The following is a 20,019-nucleotide window of genomic DNA, read 5'->3' as shown; positions in this document are numbered from 1 at the left end:
GACGAGGTCATGACGGACACCCTGGGCTCGACGCACAGCCCCTACGGCACCGCAGACTTCGACAGCCGGCAGTTCCGCACCGCGATGGGGCAGTTCTGCACGGGTGTCACCGTCATCACCACCGTCGACGCCGACGGTGCGCCTGCGGGTTTCGCATGCCAGTCGTTCGCGGCGCTGTCCCTTGATCCGCCGCTGGTGATCTTCTGCCCGCAGAAGACCTCGCGCAGCTGGAAGGTCATCGAGGAGACCGGCAAGTTCTGCGTGAACGTGCTCTCCAACCGCCAGCAGCAGGTCAGCGCGACCTTCGGTGCGCCGGGTGAGGACAAGTTCGCCCACATCGACTGGGACCCGTCGCCGGCCGGTCTGCCGGTCATCCGACACTCGCTGACCTGGGTCGAATGCGACATCGAGCGGGTCACCGACGGCGGCGACCACTACATCGTGATCGGTCGGGCACGCACCCTCGGTGACGTGCTGCAGGACAAGCCCCTGCTGTTCTACCGCGGCGGCTACCTGTCCACCGAACATCCTCGGGTGACGCCCGCACAGGCCGAACTCGAGAATTTCCTCACCTGGACCGGAGGCGATACCTGGCTATGACCGCGACACCCCCCAACCTGTCCGGCACCGAACTGTCCGGCACCGAACTGTCCGGCACAGAACTGTCCGGCACAGAACCGCAGGCCGCAGATCGTGACAGCGACGTCGGCGAGGGGGTGACACGGCCGCTGACCGAGGCGATCGCAGAAGCCGAACGGCTCATCGCCGCCGCCGACTTCGCCGAGACCGAGCAGGATCTCGCGGAAGGGTTCGACTACCTCGCCGGGAGTATCGCGGCGATCATCCAGCTCGGACGTGCCCGGTCGATCAGCCATCCGAGTTTCGTCACGTCGACGGGGCCCGCCACCAAGATGGGCCTCGACAATCCGGACACCCTCTATTATCACGCCGACGTCGAAGCCGGTGCCACCTACCGGGTGCGTGGAAAGCGGGGAACCACAGCCGATCTGAGCTTTCAGGTCCTGCGCGGTGACTACACGGCAACGAATGTTCCCGGCGGTGACGACGCCTTCGACGATCGGCGTATCACCATCGGCGCCGACGGATCCTTCGAGATCACCTTCGGACCCGCGCTCGACGAACCTCGTGCCGACTACTTCGTGCTCGGCGAGGGGGCCTCGATGCTCGCAGTGCGTGAGGTCTACTCGGACTGGAACGCACACAAAGGTGAGATCGCGATCGAACGTGTGGACACCGTCGGATCGGCTCCACCGGAACCGACGCTGGAACGGGTCCGGCGCCGCTACGCGACCGCGGGCAAGATGCTGCTGGGCCGCATCAACACCTGGTTCAACTTTCCCACATGGTTCTACCTGGACGAACCGGTCAACACGTTCACCGCGCCTCGGCTGACACCGGGCGGGTTGAGTACGCAGTACTCCGCGGTCGGGCACTACCGGTTGGCCGACAACGAGGCGATGGTGATCACCGTGCCGAAATCCGATGCGCCGTACCAGGGTTTCCAACTGGGCAGCATGTGGTATATCTCGCTCGACTACATCAACCACCAGACGAGCCTGAATACCGCTCAGGCCCAAGCTGATCCGGACGGGATGATTCGGATGGTGGTGTCCGCACGTAATCCTGGTGTCGCCAATTGGATCGAGACCACCGGCCGACGACAGGGCATCCTGCAGTTCCGCTGGCAGCGGGTGGACACCCCGATCGCCGCCGACCAGGGGCCGACCGCGCAGGTCATCGACCTGGATGATCTGCCGACGCACCTGCCCTACGCTGCGCACAACCGCATCGACGAGACCGGCTGGGCACAGCGGATCGCGGCGCGCCAGCGATCCTTCGCGGATCGGATGCTTGGATGAGCGCGCTGTTGGCGGACAAGGTGGTCGTGGTCTCCGGGGTAGGTCCTGGACTCGGCCGGTCGATCTGTCTGCGTGCCGCGGAGGCCGGGGCGAGAGTGGTGCTCGCCGCGCGCACCGAGTCACGCCTCAAGCAGATCGCAGGCGAGATCGAGGATGGCGGCGGTCGGGCGCTCGTGGTGCCCACCGACATCACCGACGACGACGCGGTGACCGCCCTCGTGTCGGCGACGCTGGCCGAATTCGGCCGGGTGGACACCGTGGTCAACAACGCATTTGCGGTGCCGTCGATGAAACCGTTGGCCCGCACCGATTTCGCTCAGATCACCCAGAGTGTGGAACTCACCGTGCTGGGCACCCTGCGCGTCATCAAGGCGTTCACCGATCCGCTCGCCGAGAACGCCGGATCGGTGGTGAACATCAACTCGATGGTGATCCGGCACTCCGAACCCCGGTACGGCAGCTATAAAATCGCGAAATCGGCTCTACTGGCGATGTCGCAGAGTCTCGCGACCGAGCTGGGCGAGCGTGGTATCCGTATCAATTCGGTTGCTCCCGGCTACATCTGGGACGATCAGCTGCAATGGTATTTCGGCGAGGTCGCCAAGAAGTACGGCATCACACCCGAGCAGGTGTATGAGCAGACCGCGGCGCGGTCCGACCTCAAAAGACTACCGACCCCCGACGAGATCGCCGATGTGGTCGTATTCCTGGCGTCGGAGATGGCCCGAGCCGTCACCGGACACACCCTCGACGTGAATTGTGGTGAATACCATGACTAGTGGCGTGACCAGCGTCGGCACCGTCGATGACCTGCACGCGTCGGCGACCCGGGCCACCGGCCTCGACGACTTCGGCGACGACCAGTATCGCGAGGGACTGGCCGTCCTGCTCGACTCCTATGCGACCGAGGCCGAACTCACCGAACTCGGCAGCAAGATGTTCCGCTTCTTCCTCAAGGGCGCTCTGGTGTCCCGGCTGCTCAGCGAGGCATCGTGGCAGGCGAACCCTGGCTACGCCGATGTCGGGGTGACCAGGCCGATCTTCGTCACCGGTCTGCCGCGGACCGGCACCACCGCCCTGCACCGCCTGCTGACCGCCGACCCCGATCATCAGGGTTTGCAGATGTGGTTGGCAGAGTTTCCGCAACCACGCCCGCCACGTGATACCTGGGCCGAGAATCCCGTGTTCGCACACCTGAGCTCGGCCTTCGCCCAGCATCACATCGAAGACCCCGAGTTCATGGGGTTGCACTACATGGATGCGGGCGAGGTCGAGGAATGCTGGCAGTTGTTGCGACAGAACGTGATGTCGATCAGCTACGAGTCGCTGGCCTATGTGCCGAGCTATTCGTCGTGGTTGGCCGAACAGGACTGGGTCCCGGCCTACGCGCGACATCGTCGCAATCTGCAGCTGATCGGTTCCAACGACGTCGGCAAGCGCTGGGTGCTGAAGAATCCGAGTCATCTCTTCGCGCTCGACGCTTTGCTCGCGGTGTATCCCGACGCTCTGATCGTCCAAACCCATCGGGCGCCGGAGACCATCATCGCCTCGATGTGCAGCCTGGCCGAACATGCCACCCGCGGGTATTCGACGGCCTTCGTCGGCGAGACGATCGGTGACACGCAGCTCGAATTGTGGTCACGGGGTTTACGAGAATTCACCGCGGCGCGCGCACGGCACGACCCTGCACAGTTCCTCGACGTCGACTTCGACGATCTGCGCAGCGACCCGATGGGGACCGTCGAACGCGTGTATGCCGCTCTCGACGCGCCGCTGACCGCGCGGGCCCGGGCTGCGGTGACCGCGCTCGACGAAGAGTCGAAGAGCGGTGCACGCCAACCCCGGCACAGGTATCAGCTCGCCGACTACGGGCTCGACGCCGACCGGGTACGCGCCGCCTTCGCGGCGGGCACGTAGTCCGTTCCCCGATGCGCCGGGGTGATTGTCGAGGGCCTCGAAACGCGGCGGCGAAGGTGACTCAGGCGCGGAGTTCCGCAGCGATCTCGGCGACCGCCCGGGACGGGGCACCGAGCAGCTGGGCACTGCCATGGGCGCGTTTGAAGTACAGCTGGATGTCGTGCTCCCAGGTGATGCCGATACCGCCGTGCAACTGGATGGCCTCGCCGGTGACCGAGGTGTACGCCTCCGAGCAGTAGACGTGGGCGGCCCGGGCGAGGTCCGCGGCATCTGGCGCACCGGTGACGACCGCGTCGACCGCCGCCCGCGCGATCGAGCGCGCGGTCTCGACCAGGACGTACATGTCGGCCATCCGATGCTTGAGTGCCTGGAAGGACCCGATGGTGCGGCCGAACTGCTTGCGCGAACCGGTGTAGTCGACGGTCAGGTCGAGTGCCGCCTGGGCACCGCCGACCTGTTCGGACGCGAGGAGCGCCCAGCCTAGTGCACGCAGCCGAGCGGTGAGGTCCGCCGGTGCGGGGATGACGACGGACGCGACGTCGTCGAAGGTCACCGACGACAGCGGGCGGGTCGGGTCCATCGTCGGCAGCGGTGTGACGGTGATTCCGTCCGCGTCGGCATCGACCTCGTGCAGTGTGATCGCCTCGCCGCCGGACGCGATCACCAGCAGTGTGTCGGCAACTTCGCCGTCGATGACGAAATGGGCGGTGCCGGAGAGTAGTCCGGCATCTGCGCGGACATCGGTGGTATCCCAGCCGCCGGCGCCGGCCCAGCAGAGGGCGGCGGTGCGTTCGCCCGCGGCCATTCCGGGCAGCAGCCGCGCGGAGCTGTCGGGGTCGTCGGCGATCAGGATCGCCGCCGTCGCCAGCACCGCCGAACCCAACGCGGGCACCGGGCTGAGGGCGGCACCGAGTTCCTCCAGAACCGCGGCGGTCTCCGCGAAGCTGGCGCCTGCGCCGTCGTAGGACTCCGGGATGGCCAGTGCGGCAACGCCGATCTCGGTGCACAGTGTGGACCACAGGGCGGCGTCGGTACGGCCGTCGCCGGCCATGGCGGCCCGGACCGAGGCGCTGTCCCCCCGACGGCGGATCAGATCACGAACCGAGGCGGCCAGCGCCTCCCGGTCCTGCGCCGAAGCCGGTGCGGCGGTTGAGGTCAGAACGGTCATCGCAGTGACTCCAGGATTCGGCTTCGGTGTGCGGCCGGGGTGCCCCACGCACCGAGCAGTGCGCGGGTCTTGGTGAGGTAGAGGGAGAGATCGTGTTCGGCGGTGTAGCCGATGGCGCCGAGCACCTGCAATGAGCGGCGCGCGGACAGATTCGCGGCCTCGGCCGCGGCAACCTTGGCGGCGGAGACGTCGCGGCGCACGTCGGTGTCCTCCGGGACCTGGCCGTCGATGCCCAGGGCCGCCACGTGGACCAACGGGCGCGCCATCTCGATGGCGATCGCGACGTCGGCGAGATGGTGTTTCACCGCCTGGAAGGAACCGATCGGTCGGCCGAACTGCTTACGTGCCTGCGCATAGTCGGCCGCGATCGATAGCATCGCCTGGCCGAGGCCCAACAGCTGTGCGGCTGTTGCCAGTACACCCGCATCCACGGCATCGTCGACATCCACATTCTCGGCGAGCGTCCTGACCGGACGTACCCTCGACACGGTGCGGGTGGGATCCACCGACCGCTCGGTGGACTCGACCTCGGCGGTGGCGAGAACGCCGTCGGTCACCACGAAGATGTCGGCGCCCTCGGCGTCGGCGGCCAGCGGGGCGAGTGGTGCGATCGCACACGTCGCGAGCCGGCCCTCGGCGAGCGCGCTGAGCGGGCCGGTGACGTCGGCGTCACGCAGCAGGGTGGGGAGTACCGCGATGCTCTCGGCCACCGGACCGGGCACACAGTGGCGACCCAATTGTTCTACGGCGACCACCATTTCGACGGCACCGGCACTACTGCCGCCGTGCGCCTCATCGATCAGCAGGCCGCAGATGCCCGCATCGGCGAGTTGGGCGTACATCGACGTCGCCGCGCTGCGGTCCCCGGCTGCCCAGGCGCGGGCGACGGCGGGTACGTCGGCCTTGGTGAGCATGGCGTTGACTGTGGACGACAGATCATCGTGAAAGTCTGCGAGCAAGAAGTCCATGGTGTCTCACCGATCCCCACGCGGCAGGCCGAGCAGCCGCTCCGCGATGACGTTGCGTTGAATCTCGTTGGTACCGGCATAAATCGGCCCGGACAGCGAGAACAGGTAACCGTCCATCCAGGGGTCGTCGACCTCGGCGGCGTAACCCTGCAGGTCCAGTGCCGTCTCGTGGGCGGCGATATCCCACTGTGACCAGAAGACCTTGTTGATCGACGATTCCATCCCCAGTTCGCCACCGGCGGCGAGCCGGCTGACGGTCTGATAGGTGGACAATTCGTAGGCGCGAGAACCGATCCAGGCGTCGGCGACCCGACCATCGACGTTGGCGGTCGACGGTACGTCGTCGCGGGCCTCACGCCACAATGCGAGGAGTCGATCGGTGGTGGCCAGGAAACGACCCGGGGCGCGTAGCGACAGCCCGCGTTCGTTGGCGGCGGTGCTCATCGCCACCCGCCACCCGTTGTTGACCTCTCCGATCACGCCGGAGTCGCCGGGGTTGGTGGGATCGTCGGGGACGAAGACGTCCTCGAGGAACAGTTCGGCGAAACCTGCCTCCCCGTCGAGCTGTGCGATCGGGCGGACGGTGACGCCAGGGCTGCGCAGGTCGAACATGAAGTACGTGAGGCCCTTGTGGCGCTGGGCGTCCTTGTCGGACCGGAACAGGCCGAAGGCCCAGTCGGCGAAGCTCGACCGTGAGCTCCAGGTCTTCTGGCCGTTGAGTAGCCAGCCACCTTCGGTGCGGGTCGCGGTGGACCGGAGCGAGGCCAGGTCGCTCCCGGCCTCCGGCTCACTCCAGGCCTGGCCCCAGATGTCGTCGGCGCGGGCCATCCGGGGCAGGATCCTGGCCAGCTGTTCGGGGTGAGCGTGCTCGAAAAGGGTTGGGGCGAGCAGGAAGATCCCGTTCTGGCTGACCCGTCCGGGAGCGCCGGACCGGTAGTACTCCTCCTCGAAGATCACCCAGTGCAGCAGTGAGGCGTCGCGACCACCGAACTCTTCCGGCCAGCTGACCACCGACATGCGGTCGGCGGCCATGGTGGCCTCCCACTGCCGGTGGGCCTCGAATCCCTCGGCCGTATCCATGGACGGAAGCGGCTGGGCTGGAACATGATCGGCGAGCCAGGTGCGCACCTCGGTGCGGAAGTCGTCGGCCTCGGTGTCGAAGAGCAGATCCATGTCAGCTCCCGGCCTTCGCCGCGGACGACTTCATGCTCTTGGCGTCCATACCGCCGAGTGAGTCACCCGCCTCGGCGTTGGCCGAATGGGCGTAGTGATGCCAGCCGAACACCGAATCCATCGCGTTGCGCAGTCCCATCTGGTCCTCGCAGATGTTGACGGCCTTCTTACTCAGGAACAGGCCCTGCATCGGCATCGCGACCATCGCCTCGCAGATCGAGTCGACCTTCGCGGCCAGCTCGTCGCGCGGGACGACGTGGTTGACCATGCCCCAGTCGGCGGCCTGGACGGCGGAGAAGCGTTCACCGGTGAACAGGATCTCCTTGGCTCGGCGGGGGCCGAGGACGAAGGCGTGTGCGAAGTACTCGACACCCGGAATACCCATGCGGGCAACCGGATCCGAGAAGAACGCATCGTCGGAGGCGACGATGAAGTCGGCCGACCATGCCAGCATCAGGCCACCGGCGATACAGGCGCCGTGTACCTGGGCGACGACGGGTTTGGGCATGTCCCGCCAGCGCCGGCACATCCCCATGTACACCTCGATCTCGCGGGCCAGGCGCTGATCGGCCGACAGTGCGGTCCCGTCGGCGTCCGCGTCGGTACCGGTGTGATCCCAGTGCAGGGTCGCGACATTGTCGTAGTAGGTGCCGAAGTCGCGTTCGGGGGTGCCGATGTCGTGACCGGCCGAGAAGTGTTTGCCGTTGGCCCGCAGCACGATCACCTTGACCGTCGGGTCGTCGACGGCCTTGCGGAAGGCGGCGTCGAGGGAATACGTCATCACCGAGTTCTGGGCGTTGCGGTACTCGGGACGGTTCAGCGTCACGTAGGCGACCGCGCCTTCGGGGCCACCGGTTTCGTACGCCACCGGCGTCGTGTCCGGGCCGAGGTCGTCGGTGCCGAGTGCGGGAGGGATGACGGCGTCACTCATGGGCACGAGCCTAACCTAGCAAGTGCTTGGTTGGTAGTCCTGGGGGGTGTGGACCGGACCTGCGTGGCTCGCGCTGTCGGGGTCCGACCCGTGGTTACGGCACCACGATGGTGCCGCCGCAGGTCCGGGCGGGCACTGCCCACAGCGCGTTGCGGTTGGTGGTCGTCAGCCGCAGTGCCACCTTGCCGCGGCCGATCGAAGCGGTGGGGACGTCGACCTGATGGGTGCCCTGATACGGCGGCGAGACGTGATTGCGCCCGACGATGACGCCGCGCTTGTGGGTGTTCAGGTTGTGCCAGTCGATCCGGGCCACCGAGTCGTAGCCCGCGCCGATCCAGACGCTGGTGTAGTCGATGGCCAGATAGGTGCGGTCACGGTACTGGCTGACGATCACGCGCGACGGGTTGTACGGCAGGTCGACGATATTCGGGCTCAGGTTGATGCAGTTGTGTAGCGGGTACACGCCTCCGGGTGCGGCGGCGGCGGGCCCGGCGGTGCCTCCGACGAGCAGGGCGGCTGCTCCGGTGGCGGTCAGCACGGTGGCGGCGATACGGGTGCGGATCGAGGTGAACATGCGGATCTCCTGGTCGGTAGAAGCTGTTTCGCGTGCCAGATGTGGTGGAGTACTTCTCTCTGCACTGTCGGGGGCGGGCTCACGATCGTTAGTCATGCGGACAAACTCGTTGCCGGATCGTGACCCGGGCAAGAGGCGCAAATCTGTCATTTCTGTCGACCGATAGGGTGGCGGCAATCGTGTCGATGGTGACGTGGAGGAGTTGACGATGGCGGAGATGGTCCCGGAACTTGGCGGGTTGTTCGACGAGGTGATCGCGCGGAATCCGGGTGAGGCCGAGTTCCATCAGGCCACCCGCGAGGTATTCGAGAGTCTGGGCCCGGTCGTCGCCAAACATCCGCACTACCTCGATACCGAGGTCATCCGGCGCCTCTGCGAACCCGAACGTCAGATCATCTTCCGCGTGCCGTGGACCGACGATCGGGGCCAGGTGCAGATCAACCGCGGATTCCGGGTCGAGTTCAATTCGGCGCTGGGACCGTTCAAAGGCGGGCTTCGGTTCCATCCGAGCGTCTACCTCGGGATCGTGAAGTTCCTGGGCTTCGAGCAGATCTTCAAGAACGCGTTGACCGGGCTACCCATCGGTGGCGGCAAGGGCGGCGCCGACTTCGATCCGAAGGGACGTTCGGACGCCGAGGTCATGCGGTTCTGCCAGTCGTTTATGACCGAGCTCTATCGCCACATCGGTGAGTACACCGATGTCCCCGCAGGCGATATCGGGGTCGGCGGACGGGAGATCGGGTACCTGTTCGGGCAGTACAAGCGCATCACCAACCGGTACGAGTCGGGTGTGCTGACCGGGAAAGGCCTGGCCTGGGGTGGATCGCAGGTGCGCACCGAGGCCACCGGCTACGGCGTGGTCTTCTTCGTACGGGAGATCCTGGCCGCACAGGGCAAGTCCTTCGAAGGCCGACGGGCCGTGGTCTCGGGATCAGGCAATGTGGCGATCTACGCCATCGAGAAGGTGCATGAACTCGGCGGCAAGGTGGTGGCCTGTTCGGACTCCTCAGGCTATGTCGTCGACGAGGCCGGTATCGATCTCGAGCTGCTCAAGGAGATCAAGCTGCGCGATCGGGGCCGGATCGCCGACTACGTCGCGGCGCGTGGCGGCAACGCGCGACTGATCACCGGAGGCAGCGTCTGGGATGTGCCGACCGACGTCGCCCTGCCCTGTGCGACGCAGAACGAACTCGGCGCCGACGCCGCGCGGGCCCTGGTCGGTAACGGCTGCCGCATCGTCGCCGAGGGTGCGAACATGCCGACGACGCCCGAGGCCATCAAGATCCTGGCGGCCGGTGGGGTGACCTTCGCGCCCGGCAAGGCGGCCAACGCGGGCGGTGTCGCGACCAGCGCGCTGGAGATGCAGCAGAATGCGTCTCGCGACTCGTGGACATTCGCCCACACCGAAGACCGGCTGTCGGAGATCATGGGCGCCATCCACGCCCGCTGTCTGGAGACCGCAGACGAATACGGCCTACCCGGCGACTATGTGGCCGGCGCCAATATCGCGGCGTTCACCCACGTCGCCGACGCGATGCTGGCGCTCGGCGTCATCTGAGATCGGCTGGCGCCCGCCCGCCCAGATGCGCCGTCACCCGATCGGCCGCCATGCGGGTGGTGACGCCGAGTGCGCGGAGATCGGTGGCGGGCAGTACGCGGTTGGGGCAGGTGACGATCGAGGCCACGACCTCGCCGTCGGCGCCGAAGATCGGGGCACCGATGGTCACCGCGCCGACGTCGCCGATCAGTTCGGTGTCGAGGTAGTCGATGGCGTTGAGTTCGGTCAGGAGTGCACCGATCCGGGCTCGCACATCCGAGCGCATCGAATTCAGCGACCCGAGCGCCTCGATCATCGCGACGTGGTCGGCGGTCATCCGTTCCACCGCGTAGCCGCGCTCGCAGATGTCGTCGAGCACCACGCGCAGCCGGGTCCGGGTCGGTGCGGGGGCGTCACCGATCCAGATCTCACGACGCGTCCGCGGAGCCCAGGCGATGAACTCCCGGCAGATCGGCGGGCGCAGGCGGATTTGCCTGCCGAGCCGGAACCAGCGCGCGGGGTCGGCGTCGGTGTCGTCGGAGGGCGGTGCGGACGGGGCCGCCGCGTGGTCGGAGACGGTGATCATGTCGGTATGCAGGCGACGCGCCGCGAAACAGGCAGTCCCTGCTGCGACGGCGAGATCACGGACCGCCGGGCCGATCTGCTGGGCCAGTAGGTCGGTCTGCTGCGCGGTCTGGGCCAACGACACGAATGCCGGCCCGAGGCCGAACGTCCCGGTGTCGGCGAGACGGGTGGCCCAGCCGCGATCGACCATCTCGGCGAGTACCGCGTGGGCCGTCGCGCGAGATTGCCCGGTGCGGCGGACAATCTCAGCGAGGGTGAGCGTGTCCGGCGCGGTCCGCGTGAGTAGTTCGACGATGGTGATCACGCGCGCGGTGGGCGGCGACGGCGCGCGTCGGTGTTGACCCTCCGCCGTGTCGCCGCCTACCGTCTGTGTCACATAGCCAATAGTCAGTGTCGAATAGTCGACATGTCAAGGAGGTTCGCCGATGGGACCGACTCCGGCGGCCGGGGCCCCAGCCCCGCACTACGAGCTGAGCCACCTCAAAGCGCTCGAAGCCGAAGCGGTGCACATCTTCCGCGAGGTCGCCGCCACCTTCGAGCGTCCGGGGCTGCTGTTTTCCGGCGGCAAGGACTCGGTGGTGATGTTTCACCTGGCACGCAAGGCCTTCTGGCCCGCCCCGGTGCCCTTCCCGCTGATGCATGTCGACACCGGACACAACTTCGACGAGGTCATCGACTACCGCGATCGGGTGGTCGCACAGACCGGAGTGCGGCTGGTCGTCAGCTCGGTACAGGACGACATCGACGCCGGCCGCGTCGTCGAGCAGACCGGACCCGGTGCCAGCCGCAACCGTCTGCAGACCACCGCGCTATTGCGTGGGATCACCGAGAACCGCTTCGACGCGGTCTTCGGCGGCGCGCGCCGCGACGAGGAGAAGGCGAGGGCCAAGGAGCGGGTATTCAGCTTCCGGGACGAGTTCGGTGCGTGGGATCCGCGCGCGCAGCGCCCAGAACTGTGGCATCTCTACAACGGCCGCCACCACCGCGGCGAGCACATCCGCGTCTTCCCATTGTCGAACTGGACCGAACTCGACATCTGGCAGTACATCGCCGAGGAGGACATCGAACTCCCATCCATCTACTACGCCCATCGCCGGGAGGTCGTTCCGCGTGACGGCATGCTGCTCGCCAAGACCCGGTTCCTGGAGATCTACGACGGCGAGGCGTCCCACGAGGAGACGGTTCGGTTCCGCACCGTCGGCGACGCCACCTGTACCGGATGCGTGCGGTCGGACGCCGACACGGTCGCCAAGGTCATCGAGGAGGTCGCGATGACCCGTCTGACCGAACGCGGCGCCACCCGCGCCGACGACCGGATCTCCGAATCGGGGATGGAAGACCGTAAGAAAGAGGGCTACTTCTGATGACGCCGGGTATAGGGGCCGTCCCTGCCGGCGGCGCTCCGCTGGAACTGCTGCGGCTGGCCACCGCGGGTTCGGTGGACGACGGAAAGTCGACGTTGATCGGACGCCTGCTCTACGACTCCAAGTCGATCTTCACCGATCAGCTGGAGTCGATCGAACGCACCAGCGCCGAACGCGGCGACGAGTACGCCGATCTCGCGCTGCTGACCGACGGATTGCGTGCCGAACGCGAGCAGGGCATCACGATCGACGTCGCCTACCGCTACTTCTCCACGCCGAGAAGAAAATTCATCATCGCCGACACCCCCGGCCATGTGCAGTACACCCGCAACATGGTGACCGGGGCGTCGACCGCCGACCTGGCGATGATCCTCATCGACGCTCGCAAGGGGGTGCTGGAGCAGACCCGCCGCCACGCCTTCCTGTCTTCACTTCTCGGGATCCCGCACCTCACCGTCTGCGTCAACAAGATGGACCTGGTCGACTGGTCGCAGTCGCGGTTCGAGGAGATCTGTGCCGAATTCAGCGGATTCGCAACCAAACTCAACGTCCTCGACCTGACCTTCATCCCGATGTCGGCGCTGCGCGGGGACAATGTCGTCGAGCCGTCGACGTCGATGCCCTGGTATACCGGGCGCCCCCTGCTCGGTCACCTGGAGAACGTGTACATCGCATCGGATCGCAATCTGATCGATGCGCGGATGCCGGTGCAGTATGTGATCCGCCCACAGCGGGCCGACGGTGCCGATCATCGGGCGTATGCGGGCACCGTCGCCGGCGGGGTCTTCTCGCGGGGCGACGAGGTGGTGGTGCTGCCCGGCGGATTCGAGACCACCATCTCCGCCATCTGGGGCCCCGGCGGGGAGAAGGTCGACGAGGCGTTCGCGTCGATGGCGGTGTCGGTCGAGCTCGCCGACGAGATCGACATCGTGCGTGGCGACATGCTGGCCCGGCCCAACAATCGCCCCTACGTCGGCCGCGACCTCGATGCGATGGTCTGCTGGTTCGCCGACGACACCGCACTGCGGGTGGGCAACCGGTATCAGATGATGTGTGGCACCCGCTCCACCCGCGCCCAGATCTCCGGACTCAACTACCGGCTCGACGTCAATACCCTGCACCGGGAGGAGACGGCTGATTCGTTGCAACTCAACGAGATCGCCCGCTTGTCGGTGCGCACGCAGGAACCGGTCATGTTCGACGCCTATCAACGCAACCGGGAGACCGGCAGTTTCATCCTGATCGACGAGGCGACCAACAAGACGGTCGGCGCGGGGATGATCACCGCGCCGGTGACCCACGACAGCCACGTCGTATGGCAGTCCAGCAAGGTCACCCGCGACCAGCGTCCACACCAGGGCGCCACCATCTGGCTGACCGGGCTGTCCGGTTCGGGGAAGTCGTCGCTCGCCGTCGAACTCGAACGACGATTCGTCGCCGAGGGGCGGCCGGCCTACCTGATGGACGGCGACAATCTGCGGCACGGACTGAACTCCGATCTCGGCTTCTCCGACGACGATCGGCGCGAGAACATCCGCCGCACCAGTGAGGTCGCCGCACTGTTCGCCGACTCGGGATCGGTGTCGATCGTCTCGCTCATCAGCCCGTTCGCCTCCGAGCGTGAACGTGCCAGGGAGATCCATGCCGAACGCGGGCTGCCCTTCTACGAGGTGTTCATCGACACCCCGCTCGAGCTTTGCGAGCAGCGCGACCCGAAAGGCTTGTACGCCAAGGCCCGCCGTGGTGAGATCAGCCAGTTCACCGGGATCGACTCGCCCTACGAACGGCCCGCCGACGCCGATATCGTCGTGACCCCGGCCGACGGCGGACCCGCCGAGGTCGCTGAGTCGGTGCTCCGTAATCTGGGTTTGTAGCGGCGGATATGTGGTGCAACTGCAGGTGAAAGGTGGAAGCGCATGACCGACGACCGGACCCTTGCGGGTGAACTGGCCACGGCGGCAGGGGAACTGCTGCTCGACATCCGGGCAGGCAGTGGCCTGGCAGGCAAGGAGTTGGGCCGTGCAGGCGATCTGCGGTCCAACGAGTTCCTGCTGGAACGTCTGCGCGCAGCCCGACCTGACGACGCGATTCTGTCCGAGGAATCCACCGACGACAAGGCGCGGCTGACGGCGGCACGCGTGTGGATCGTCGATCCGGTCGACGGCACCCGCGAGTACGGCACCGAGGGGCACACCGACTGGGCCGTTCATGTGGCGCTGTGGTCGGCCGCCGATGGTCTCGTCGCGGGCGCCGTCGCGCTGCCCGCCCTGGGCATCACCTACGTCGACGACGACTCCGTGGTCACGCCGACCGCGGGACTCGCCGTCGAACCCCGGGGGGACCAACCACGGGTGGTGGTCAGCGGTTCCCGGCCACCGGCGTTCTCCCAGGACGTCGCAGACGCGGTGGGTGGGTCGGTCCTCGCCATGGGCTCCGCAGGGGCCAAGGCGATGGCTGTCGTGCGCGGCGAGGCGGACGCCTATGTCCACGCGGGCGGTCAGTACGAGTGGGATTCGGCGGCACCGGTGGCGGTGGCACAGGCCAAGGGGCTGTGGTGCGGGCGCATCGACGGTTCACCGCTGCTCTACAACCGCGACGACACCTACCTGCCCGACCTGGTGATCTGTCGCCCCGAGCTGACCGAGGTGATCATCGGGGTGACCGCAGGCCGGGGGTAGCCTGCCTCACGGTGCCGACCACTCGACGGCGATGGGCGTCCGGTTCAGTCCGGAGAGCACCGTCGACAGCGCGGCGCGTACGTCCTCGGGTTCGATCCGCATCAGGTCGGCCTGGGACACCGCTCCGAGGTCGCCGGTGGTCGTCAGACGATGTTCGCGTTCCTCCTCGGCCGCTTCGATGATGTTGCGGACGAAGCGTCCGTTGCCGGCGAGGTCGGTGGCCCGACGTATGCCGTCGGGGCCGTGCTGGATATCGAGATAGAGCGGTGTGCACGCGGTTTCGAGTTCGTGTCGGGCCTCCGGGGTCAGCTCCGAATCCCGGGTGGCGGCGATGAGTTCACCGATCCGAGCCAGCTCGGCGGGTTCGTAGGAGGCGAACCGGATACGCCGCGCGAACCTCGAGGCGAGACCGTCGTTGGCGGCGAGGAACCGGTCGATCTCACCCTCATACCCGGCGATGATCACGATCAGCCGGTCGCGGTCGTCCTCCATCCGCGCCAGCAGGGTGTCGACCGCCTCCCGGCCGAAGGCGTCGCCGCCGGACAGTCCCTGCTGGACCAGGGTGTAGGCCTCGTCGATGAACAGCACCCCGTCCATCGCCGAGTCGATGAGCGCCGACGTCTTGATCGCGGTGCTGCCCAGGTGTTCGCCGACCATGTCCCGGCGGGTGGCCTCGACCACCTTGTCGGTCTTGATGAAACCGAGCCCGCAGTAGATCTTGGCGACGATGCGCGCGATGGTCGTCTTGCCGGTGCCGGGCGGTCCGGTGAAGGCCAGGTGCAGGGTTCGCGCCGCGGTCGACAATCCGTGTTCGGCCCGCAGCCGGGCGACGGTGGACGCCGACTGCAACTTCGCCACCTGGTCCTTCACCGAGGCCAGACCGATCTGCGCGTCGAGCTCGGACTGGGCTTGGGCGACCAGGTCGGTGGCGGCACCCGGATCGTCGTCGCCGCCGACCAACTGGGCGCCGGGAACCGGTACCGATGCCGGATCCCACCGGTCGGTGCGTTCGGCGATCCGCTCGGGTGTGGTGATGTGCAGGCGGACCGTCGGGGACCGTAGGGCCGCCGACGCGGAAGACATCGACGGGTCGCGGGCGAAGACCTGCTCGAAGGTGGATCGGGCCCGGTCCTCATGACCTTGTTCGCGCAACGCCAGGCCGTACGCGTAGAGCGCGCGGGTCGAGCAGGCCGGGATCGGGCCGTCGATCGCCGATCGCAGGCGACGGATGCCCTCGTCGAGCATGCCCAACTGCAGGCAGGCGCTCCCGGCCAGGTAGTCGGCGACGGTCTGCATATAGGTGTCGCCCCAGAAATCCGAACGTGTCAGCGCGGACAGCACATCGGGCCAGCGCTGAGTGGTGAAGTGAAGCACAGCGCGCACGAAGTCGGCGATCGCGCCGGTGCCGGGGCCCAGTGAGTCGAGGATCTCTTCCGCCCCGGCGTGATCGGCGCCCCGGATCAGACTCGCGGCGTAGGCGACGGTCGCCTCCCTACCGTCCGAACACGGGTAGTCGATGAACATGCCGGTGTACCAGCGGCCCACCAAGGTGCGGGGCGGCAACCCGAGACGGCGCTGTTCGGCACCGATGCCCGCACGGGTGCGGTAGAGGCCGAGCAACACTTCGTCGGAGGTGTCCCCGCAGGTCAGGCGGCCCAGCCAGGCATCGCCCAGCATGGGTTCCCATTCGCTCGCTCGGGTGAAGGCCTTGGTGGCCTGCGCCGGGTCGTCGACGGGTTGCTGGCCGTCGACGGCGATGCCGAGCGAGAGCACACCGAGCTCGAACAGCGCTCGCGCCTTACGGATGTCCCCCATCGTCCCCCCAACGCGTCAGCGCAGCCTCAGCACAATCCCCGTATGCCAGGAGACCAGATTAGAGCGCAACCGGCCCGCCGTAATCCACATTCGGGTGATCGCGCGAACGCCAGTTCGCCGCGATGTCACACCGTTGCCTAGACTTGAGCCGTGAGCTCACAGGTGGATACCGTCGCGACCGCTGCCCAGACCCCGGACAATCCGCAACCGTTCCGTGAACTCGGCCTCAAGGACGACGAGTACGAGCGGATCCGCGAGATCCTCGGACGTCGTCCCACCGACGCCGAACTGGCCATGTACTCGGTGATGTGGTCCGAGCACTGCAGCTACAAGTCGTCGAAGGTGCACCTGCGCTACTTCGGCGAGACCACCACCGAGGAGATGCGCGCCGGCATGCTCGCCGGCATCGGCGAGAACGCCGGTGTGGTCGACATCGGCGACGGATGGGCGGTCACCTTCAAGGTCGAGTCGCACAACCACCCGAGCTACGTCGAGCCCTACCAGGGTGCGGCGACCGGCGTGGGCGGCATCGTCCGCGACATCATGGCGATGGGCGCCCGCCCGATCGCGGTCATGGATCAGCTGCGCTTCGGTGCCGCGGATGCCCCCGACACCCGGCGCGTCGTCGACGGTGTGGTGCGTGGTGTCGGCGGCTACGGCAACTCGCTCGGCCTGCCCAACGTCGGCGGCGAGACCGTCTTCGACGCGAGCTACCAGGGCAACCCGCTGGTCAACGCGCTGTGCGCGGGTGTGCTGCGCACCGAGGACCTGCACCTGGCATTCGCGTCCGGCACCGGCAACAAGATCATCCTGTTCGGTGCGCGCACCGGCCTCGACGGCATCGGCGGCGTGTCCGTCCTCGCCTCGGAGACCTTCGACGACAGCGGCGAGGGCGGCCCCAACCGTAAGAAGCTGCCGAGCGTGCAGGTTGGCGATCCGTTCACCGAGAAGGTGCTCATCGAGTGCTGTCTCGAGCTGTACCACGCGGGCCTCGTCGTCGGCATCCAGGATCTCGGCGGCGCCGGACTGTCGTGCGCCACCTCGGAACTGGCCGCGGCAGGCGACGGCGGCATGCACATCGACCTGGAGCAGGTGCCGATGCGCGCCGTGGGGATGACCCCGGCCGAGGTGCTCTCCAGCGAGTCGCAGGAACGCATGTGCGCCGTGGTCACCCCCGAGAACGTCGACGCCTTCCTGGCGGTCTGCGCGAAGTGGGATGTGCTCGCGACCGTGATCGGTGAGGTCACCGACGGCGACCGTCTGGTCATCACCTGGCACGGTGAAACCGTCGTCGACGTGCCGCCGCGCACCGTGGCCCACGACGGCCCGGTCTACGAGCGGCCGGTCGCCCGACCGGACTGGCAGGACGACGTCGTCGCCTCGACCACCGCACCCCTGGCTCGGCCGAGTACGCCGACTGAACTGCGCGAGACCCTGCTCACCATGCTGGCCTCGCCTGCACTGTGCAGTCGCCGATTCATCACCGAGCAGTACGACCGCTACGTGCGTGGCAACACGGTGCTCGCCGAACATGCCGATTCGGGAATGATCCGCATCGATGAGGAGAACCACCGCGGTATCGCGCTGGCCACGGACGCGTCGGGCCGCTACACCTTCCTCGATCCCTATCGCGGTGCGCAGCTCGCGCTGGCCGAGGCTTACCGCAATGTCGCCGTCTCCGGTGCCACCCCGAAGGCCGTCACGAACTGCCTCAACTTCGGCTCGCCGGAGGATCCCGCGGTGATGTGGCAGTTCCAGCAGGCGGTGCGCGGACTGGCCGACGGATGTGCACAGTTGGGCATCCCGGTGACCGGCGGCAATGTGTCGTTCTACAACCAGACCGGGTCGACGGCGATCCTTCCGACGCCGGTGGTCGGCGTCCTGGGCGTCATCGACGATGTGCGGCGCCGCATCCCGACCGGGATCGGCACCGAGCCGGGGGAGACCCTGATCCTGCTCGGCGAGACCCGCGACGAGTTCGACGGTTCGATCTGGGCGCAGGTTGCCCACGATCACCTTGGCGGGGTCCCGCCGCAGGTCGACCTAGAGCACGAACGCCTGCTGTCGGAGATTCTGGTCGCGGGTTCCCGGGACGGAATGATCTCGGCCGCACACGATCTCAGCGAGGGTGGACTGATCCAGACCGTCGTCGAGGCCGCGCTGGCCGGGGAGACGGGCTGCCGGATTCTGCTGCCCGAGGACGCCGATCCCTTCGTGTGGCTGTTCTCCGAGTCGGCCGGCCGGGTGTTGGTCGCGGTGCCGCGTACCGAGGAGTCGCGCTTCTCGGCGATGCTCGACGCCCGCCAGGTGCCGTGGACGCGTATCGGCGTCGTCGACCAGGGGAGCGACTCGGTCGAGGTGCAGGACCACTTCGAGGTGACCCTCGACGAACTGCGCACCGTGCACGAGGGCACCTTGCCCAAGCTGTTCGGCTAGCGGTCGCCGCGCCTCAGCGGGCCGGGGTTTGGAGGCCTGGGCCGTCGTAGTCGGCGGGCCGAACCTCGGGACCTCCGCCGGAACCGGGATTGCAGTCCTTCGGGGTCGTCGGTGGTGATCTGGTCGATCCCCAGCTCGAGCAGTCGGCGCACCAGCCGGGTCGATGACCGGTCGACGCGGGTCACGGTGTAGCCGTCGACCTGTCGCCCGGTGGCGTGGAAGGCCGCGATCAGGTCGTATCCGTTGTCTCGTGCGCCGATGATCAGCCGGTTCTCCAGGTAGATCATCTCGGCGCGGGGTGACGCGGCGACCGCACGGGCCACGAATGCGTCGAAATCCCTGGTGCGCAGTACTTCTGCCGCGGCGCCCTGGTGGCAGGGGTCGTATCCGACGCGAACACCGGGTGCGGCGTCGGTCAGCATCGTCACTGCCGTGGCGTCGCCGCAGGACAGGATCAGGTGGCGGGCAAGCGGTTTCACCGCCCGCTCGAAGGTGCTCAGCGCGGTGTCGTCGAGGGCGGCAGCATCCTCCTTGAAATCAAGCTGCAGCACCGCATCGTCGGCGATGTCAACGTCGGCGAGCAGATCGGCGAGATCCTCCAGCAGCAGAACGGGTTCGGCCAGGGGGCGGCCGCGCGCATCACGCAGATACAGGCTGCGTAAGGCGTCCGTGGACAGCGTCGAGACCAGCCCGGTGCCGGTGGTGCCGCCCTCGACGTCGCGGTCGTGCAGCACCGCGAAACCGCGGTCGGCATGGATGAGCAGGTCGACCTCGACGCTGGCCCCAACCCGCATCCCTTCGGCGATCCGCGAGCCGGTGAACGGCGGGTCGTCGGCGCGGCGGCGTGCACGATGCCATTTGAGCCGGGTGCGGTGGCCGGCATAGGTGAGTTCGCGCGGAGCGGTATCGATTTCGGGTGGTCGGGGCATCGCCGCAAGATTAGTCCGACCGCCGGGTTGTGGAAGCGCGAGACAGAAACCTAGAACGTGTTCT

At 67.3% G+C, this 20,019-nt stretch carries 17 protein-coding genes; 9 read left to right on the top strand and 8 right to left on the bottom strand.

Annotation, left to right across the window (positions count from 1 at the left end):
* Positions 1 to 9 precede the first annotated feature (9 nt).
* The 4 genes from hsaB to QSJ18_RS05500 are packed head-to-tail and all read left to right on the top strand — an operon-like array spanning position 10 to position 3,797.
* Entirely contained in the window at positions 10 to 600 is a 591-nt protein-coding gene (gene hsaB, locus QSJ18_RS05515) for a 3-hydroxy-9,10-secoandrosta-1,3,5(10)-triene-9,17-dione monooxygenase reductase subunit (protein ID WP_286325273.1), read from the top strand.
* Entirely contained in the window at positions 597 to 1,880 is a 1,284-nt protein-coding gene (locus QSJ18_RS05510) for a hypothetical protein (RefSeq protein ID WP_286325272.1), read from the top strand. The genes hsaB and QSJ18_RS05510 overlap by 4 nt, the downstream gene beginning before the upstream one ends.
* Positions 1,877 to 2,659, top strand: a complete 783-nt coding sequence (locus QSJ18_RS05505) for an SDR family oxidoreductase (protein WP_286325271.1) — start codon at positions 1,877 to 1,879, stop codon at positions 2,657 to 2,659. The genes QSJ18_RS05510 and QSJ18_RS05505 overlap by 4 nt, the downstream gene beginning before the upstream one ends.
* Positions 2,652 to 3,797, top strand: coding sequence for a sulfotransferase family protein (locus QSJ18_RS05500; RefSeq protein ID WP_286325270.1), 1,146 nt, complete (start codon positions 2,652 to 2,654; stop codon positions 3,795 to 3,797). Before QSJ18_RS05505 ends, QSJ18_RS05500 begins: the two co-directional genes overlap by 8 nt.
* Positions 3,798 to 3,858: 61 nt before the next feature.
* Here the strand turns inward: QSJ18_RS05500 and QSJ18_RS05495 are convergent, their stop codons facing one another.
* The 5 genes from QSJ18_RS05495 to QSJ18_RS05475 form a co-directional block, all read right to left on the bottom strand.
* On the bottom strand, positions 3,859 to 4,965 hold the full coding sequence (locus tag QSJ18_RS05495) for an acyl-CoA dehydrogenase family protein (RefSeq protein WP_286325269.1): 1,107 nt from the start codon (positions 4,963 to 4,965) through the stop codon (positions 3,859 to 3,861).
* On the bottom strand, positions 4,962 to 5,933 hold the full coding sequence (locus QSJ18_RS05490) for an acyl-CoA dehydrogenase (protein WP_286325268.1): 972 nt from the start codon (positions 5,931 to 5,933) through the stop codon (positions 4,962 to 4,964). The genes QSJ18_RS05495 and QSJ18_RS05490 overlap by 4 nt, the downstream gene beginning before the upstream one ends.
* A gap of 6 nt (positions 5,934 to 5,939) precedes the next feature.
* Positions 5,940 to 7,106: an acyl-CoA dehydrogenase family protein gene (locus QSJ18_RS05485; RefSeq protein WP_286325267.1), complete on the bottom strand. Its 1,167-nt coding sequence runs from the start codon at positions 7,104 to 7,106 to the stop codon at positions 5,940 to 5,942.
* A gap of 1 nt (position 7,107) precedes the next feature.
* Positions 7,108 to 8,037 (bottom strand): enoyl-CoA hydratase, encoded by a 930-nt coding sequence (locus tag QSJ18_RS05480; protein ID WP_286325266.1) that lies wholly within the window; start codon positions 8,035 to 8,037, stop codon positions 7,108 to 7,110.
* Between the two features lie 94 nt (positions 8,038 to 8,131).
* Positions 8,132 to 8,611 carry a hypothetical protein gene (locus tag QSJ18_RS05475; RefSeq protein ID WP_286325265.1) on the bottom strand — a complete coding sequence of 160 codons (480 nt, stop codon included), beginning with the start codon at positions 8,609 to 8,611 and terminating at the stop codon, positions 8,132 to 8,134.
* 208 nt (positions 8,612 to 8,819) lie between these two features.
* Between QSJ18_RS05475 and gdhA the strand changes: the two genes are divergently transcribed.
* The gene (gene gdhA / locus QSJ18_RS05470; RefSeq protein WP_286325263.1) at positions 8,820 to 10,169 is read left to right on the top strand and encodes an NADP-specific glutamate dehydrogenase; all 1,350 of its coding nucleotides are present in this window, start codon (positions 8,820 to 8,822) and stop codon (positions 10,167 to 10,169) included.
* Here gdhA and QSJ18_RS05465 read toward each other — a convergent pair.
* On the bottom strand, positions 10,162 to 11,109 hold the full coding sequence (locus tag QSJ18_RS05465; RefSeq protein WP_286325262.1) for an IclR family transcriptional regulator: 948 nt from the start codon (positions 11,107 to 11,109) through the stop codon (positions 10,162 to 10,164). The two genes, gdhA and QSJ18_RS05465, sit on opposite strands and share 8 nt — an antisense overlap.
* Before the next feature lie 49 nt (positions 11,110 to 11,158).
* Here QSJ18_RS05465 and cysD point away from each other — a divergent pair, with 49 nt between their 5' ends.
* Genes cysD through QSJ18_RS05450 form a run of 3 tightly spaced genes read left to right on the top strand, consistent with a single transcriptional unit; the run spans position 11,159 to position 14,775 of the window.
* Positions 11,159 to 12,097, top strand: coding sequence for a sulfate adenylyltransferase subunit CysD (gene cysD / locus QSJ18_RS05460; protein ID WP_286325261.1), 939 nt, complete (start codon positions 11,159 to 11,161; stop codon positions 12,095 to 12,097).
* Entirely contained in the window at positions 12,097 to 13,971 is a 1,875-nt protein-coding gene (gene cysC / locus QSJ18_RS05455) for an adenylyl-sulfate kinase (RefSeq protein WP_286325260.1), read from the top strand. Before cysD ends, cysC begins: the two co-directional genes overlap by 1 nt.
* 42 nt (positions 13,972 to 14,013) lie before the next feature.
* The gene (locus QSJ18_RS05450) at positions 14,014 to 14,775 is read left to right on the top strand and encodes a 3'(2'),5'-bisphosphate nucleotidase CysQ (RefSeq protein ID WP_286325259.1); all 762 of its coding nucleotides are present in this window, start codon (positions 14,014 to 14,016) and stop codon (positions 14,773 to 14,775) included.
* A gap of 6 nt (positions 14,776 to 14,781) precedes the next feature.
* Here the strand turns inward: QSJ18_RS05450 and eccA are convergent, their stop codons facing one another.
* A complete protein-coding gene (eccA, locus tag QSJ18_RS05445) occupies positions 14,782 to 16,590 on the bottom strand; it encodes a type VII secretion AAA-ATPase EccA (RefSeq protein ID WP_286325258.1) in 1,809 nt (602 codons plus the stop codon).
* 150 nt (positions 16,591 to 16,740) lie between these two features.
* Between eccA and purL the strand changes: the two genes are divergently transcribed.
* A complete protein-coding gene (gene purL, locus QSJ18_RS05440) occupies positions 16,741 to 19,026 on the top strand; it encodes a phosphoribosylformylglycinamidine synthase subunit PurL (protein WP_286325257.1) in 2,286 nt (761 codons plus the stop codon).
* Here purL and QSJ18_RS05435 read toward each other — a convergent pair.
* Positions 19,023 to 19,955, bottom strand: a complete 933-nt coding sequence (locus QSJ18_RS05435; protein WP_286325256.1) for a glycerophosphodiester phosphodiesterase — start codon at positions 19,953 to 19,955, stop codon at positions 19,023 to 19,025. The genes purL and QSJ18_RS05435 overlap by 4 nt on opposite strands.
* Positions 19,956 to 20,019: the final 64 nt, after the last annotated feature.

Source organism: Gordonia heveisoli, assembly GCF_030315745.1.
Classification (GTDB): domain Bacteria; phylum Actinomycetota; class Actinomycetes; order Mycobacteriales; family Mycobacteriaceae; genus Gordonia.
The sequence above is the reverse complement of the archived record's forward strand: the minus strand, read 5'-3'. Positions and strand labels throughout refer to the sequence as shown.

Coding starts and splice junctions, on each gene's coding strand:
- QSJ18_RS05490 (WP_286325268.1), bottom strand. CDS start 5,933: ATGGACTTCTTGCTCGCAGACTTTCACGATGATCTGTCGTCCACAGTC.
- QSJ18_RS05485 (WP_286325267.1), bottom strand. CDS start 7,106: ATGGATCTGCTCTTCGACACCGAGGCCGACGACTTCCGCACCGAGGTG.
- gdhA (WP_286325263.1), top strand. CDS start 8,820: ATGGCGGAGATGGTCCCGGAACTTGGCGGGTTGTTCGACGAGGTGATC.
- QSJ18_RS05505 (WP_286325271.1), top strand. CDS start 1,877: ATGAGCGCGCTGTTGGCGGACAAGGTGGTCGTGGTCTCCGGGGTAGGT.
- QSJ18_RS05500 (WP_286325270.1), top strand. CDS start 2,652: ATGACTAGTGGCGTGACCAGCGTCGGCACCGTCGATGACCTGCACGCG.
- QSJ18_RS05495 (WP_286325269.1), bottom strand. CDS start 4,965: ATGACCGTTCTGACCTCAACCGCCGCACCGGCTTCGGCGCAGGACCGG.
- QSJ18_RS05435 (WP_286325256.1), bottom strand. CDS start 19,955: ATGCCCCGACCACCCGAAATCGATACCGCTCCGCGCGAACTCACCTAT.
- eccA (WP_286325258.1), bottom strand. CDS start 16,590: ATGGGGGACATCCGTAAGGCGCGAGCGCTGTTCGAGCTCGGTGTGCTC.
- hsaB (WP_286325273.1), top strand. CDS start 10: ATGACGGACACCCTGGGCTCGACGCACAGCCCCTACGGCACCGCAGAC.
- QSJ18_RS05450 (WP_286325259.1), top strand. CDS start 14,014: ATGACCGACGACCGGACCCTTGCGGGTGAACTGGCCACGGCGGCAGGG.
- cysD (WP_286325261.1), top strand. CDS start 11,159: ATGGGACCGACTCCGGCGGCCGGGGCCCCAGCCCCGCACTACGAGCTG.
- QSJ18_RS05475 (WP_286325265.1), bottom strand. CDS start 8,611: ATGTTCACCTCGATCCGCACCCGTATCGCCGCCACCGTGCTGACCGCC.
- cysC (WP_286325260.1), top strand. CDS start 12,097: ATGACGCCGGGTATAGGGGCCGTCCCTGCCGGCGGCGCTCCGCTGGAA.
- QSJ18_RS05480 (WP_286325266.1), bottom strand. CDS start 8,037: ATGAGTGACGCCGTCATCCCTCCCGCACTCGGCACCGACGACCTCGGC.
- QSJ18_RS05510 (WP_286325272.1), top strand. CDS start 597: ATGACCGCGACACCCCCCAACCTGTCCGGCACCGAACTGTCCGGCACC.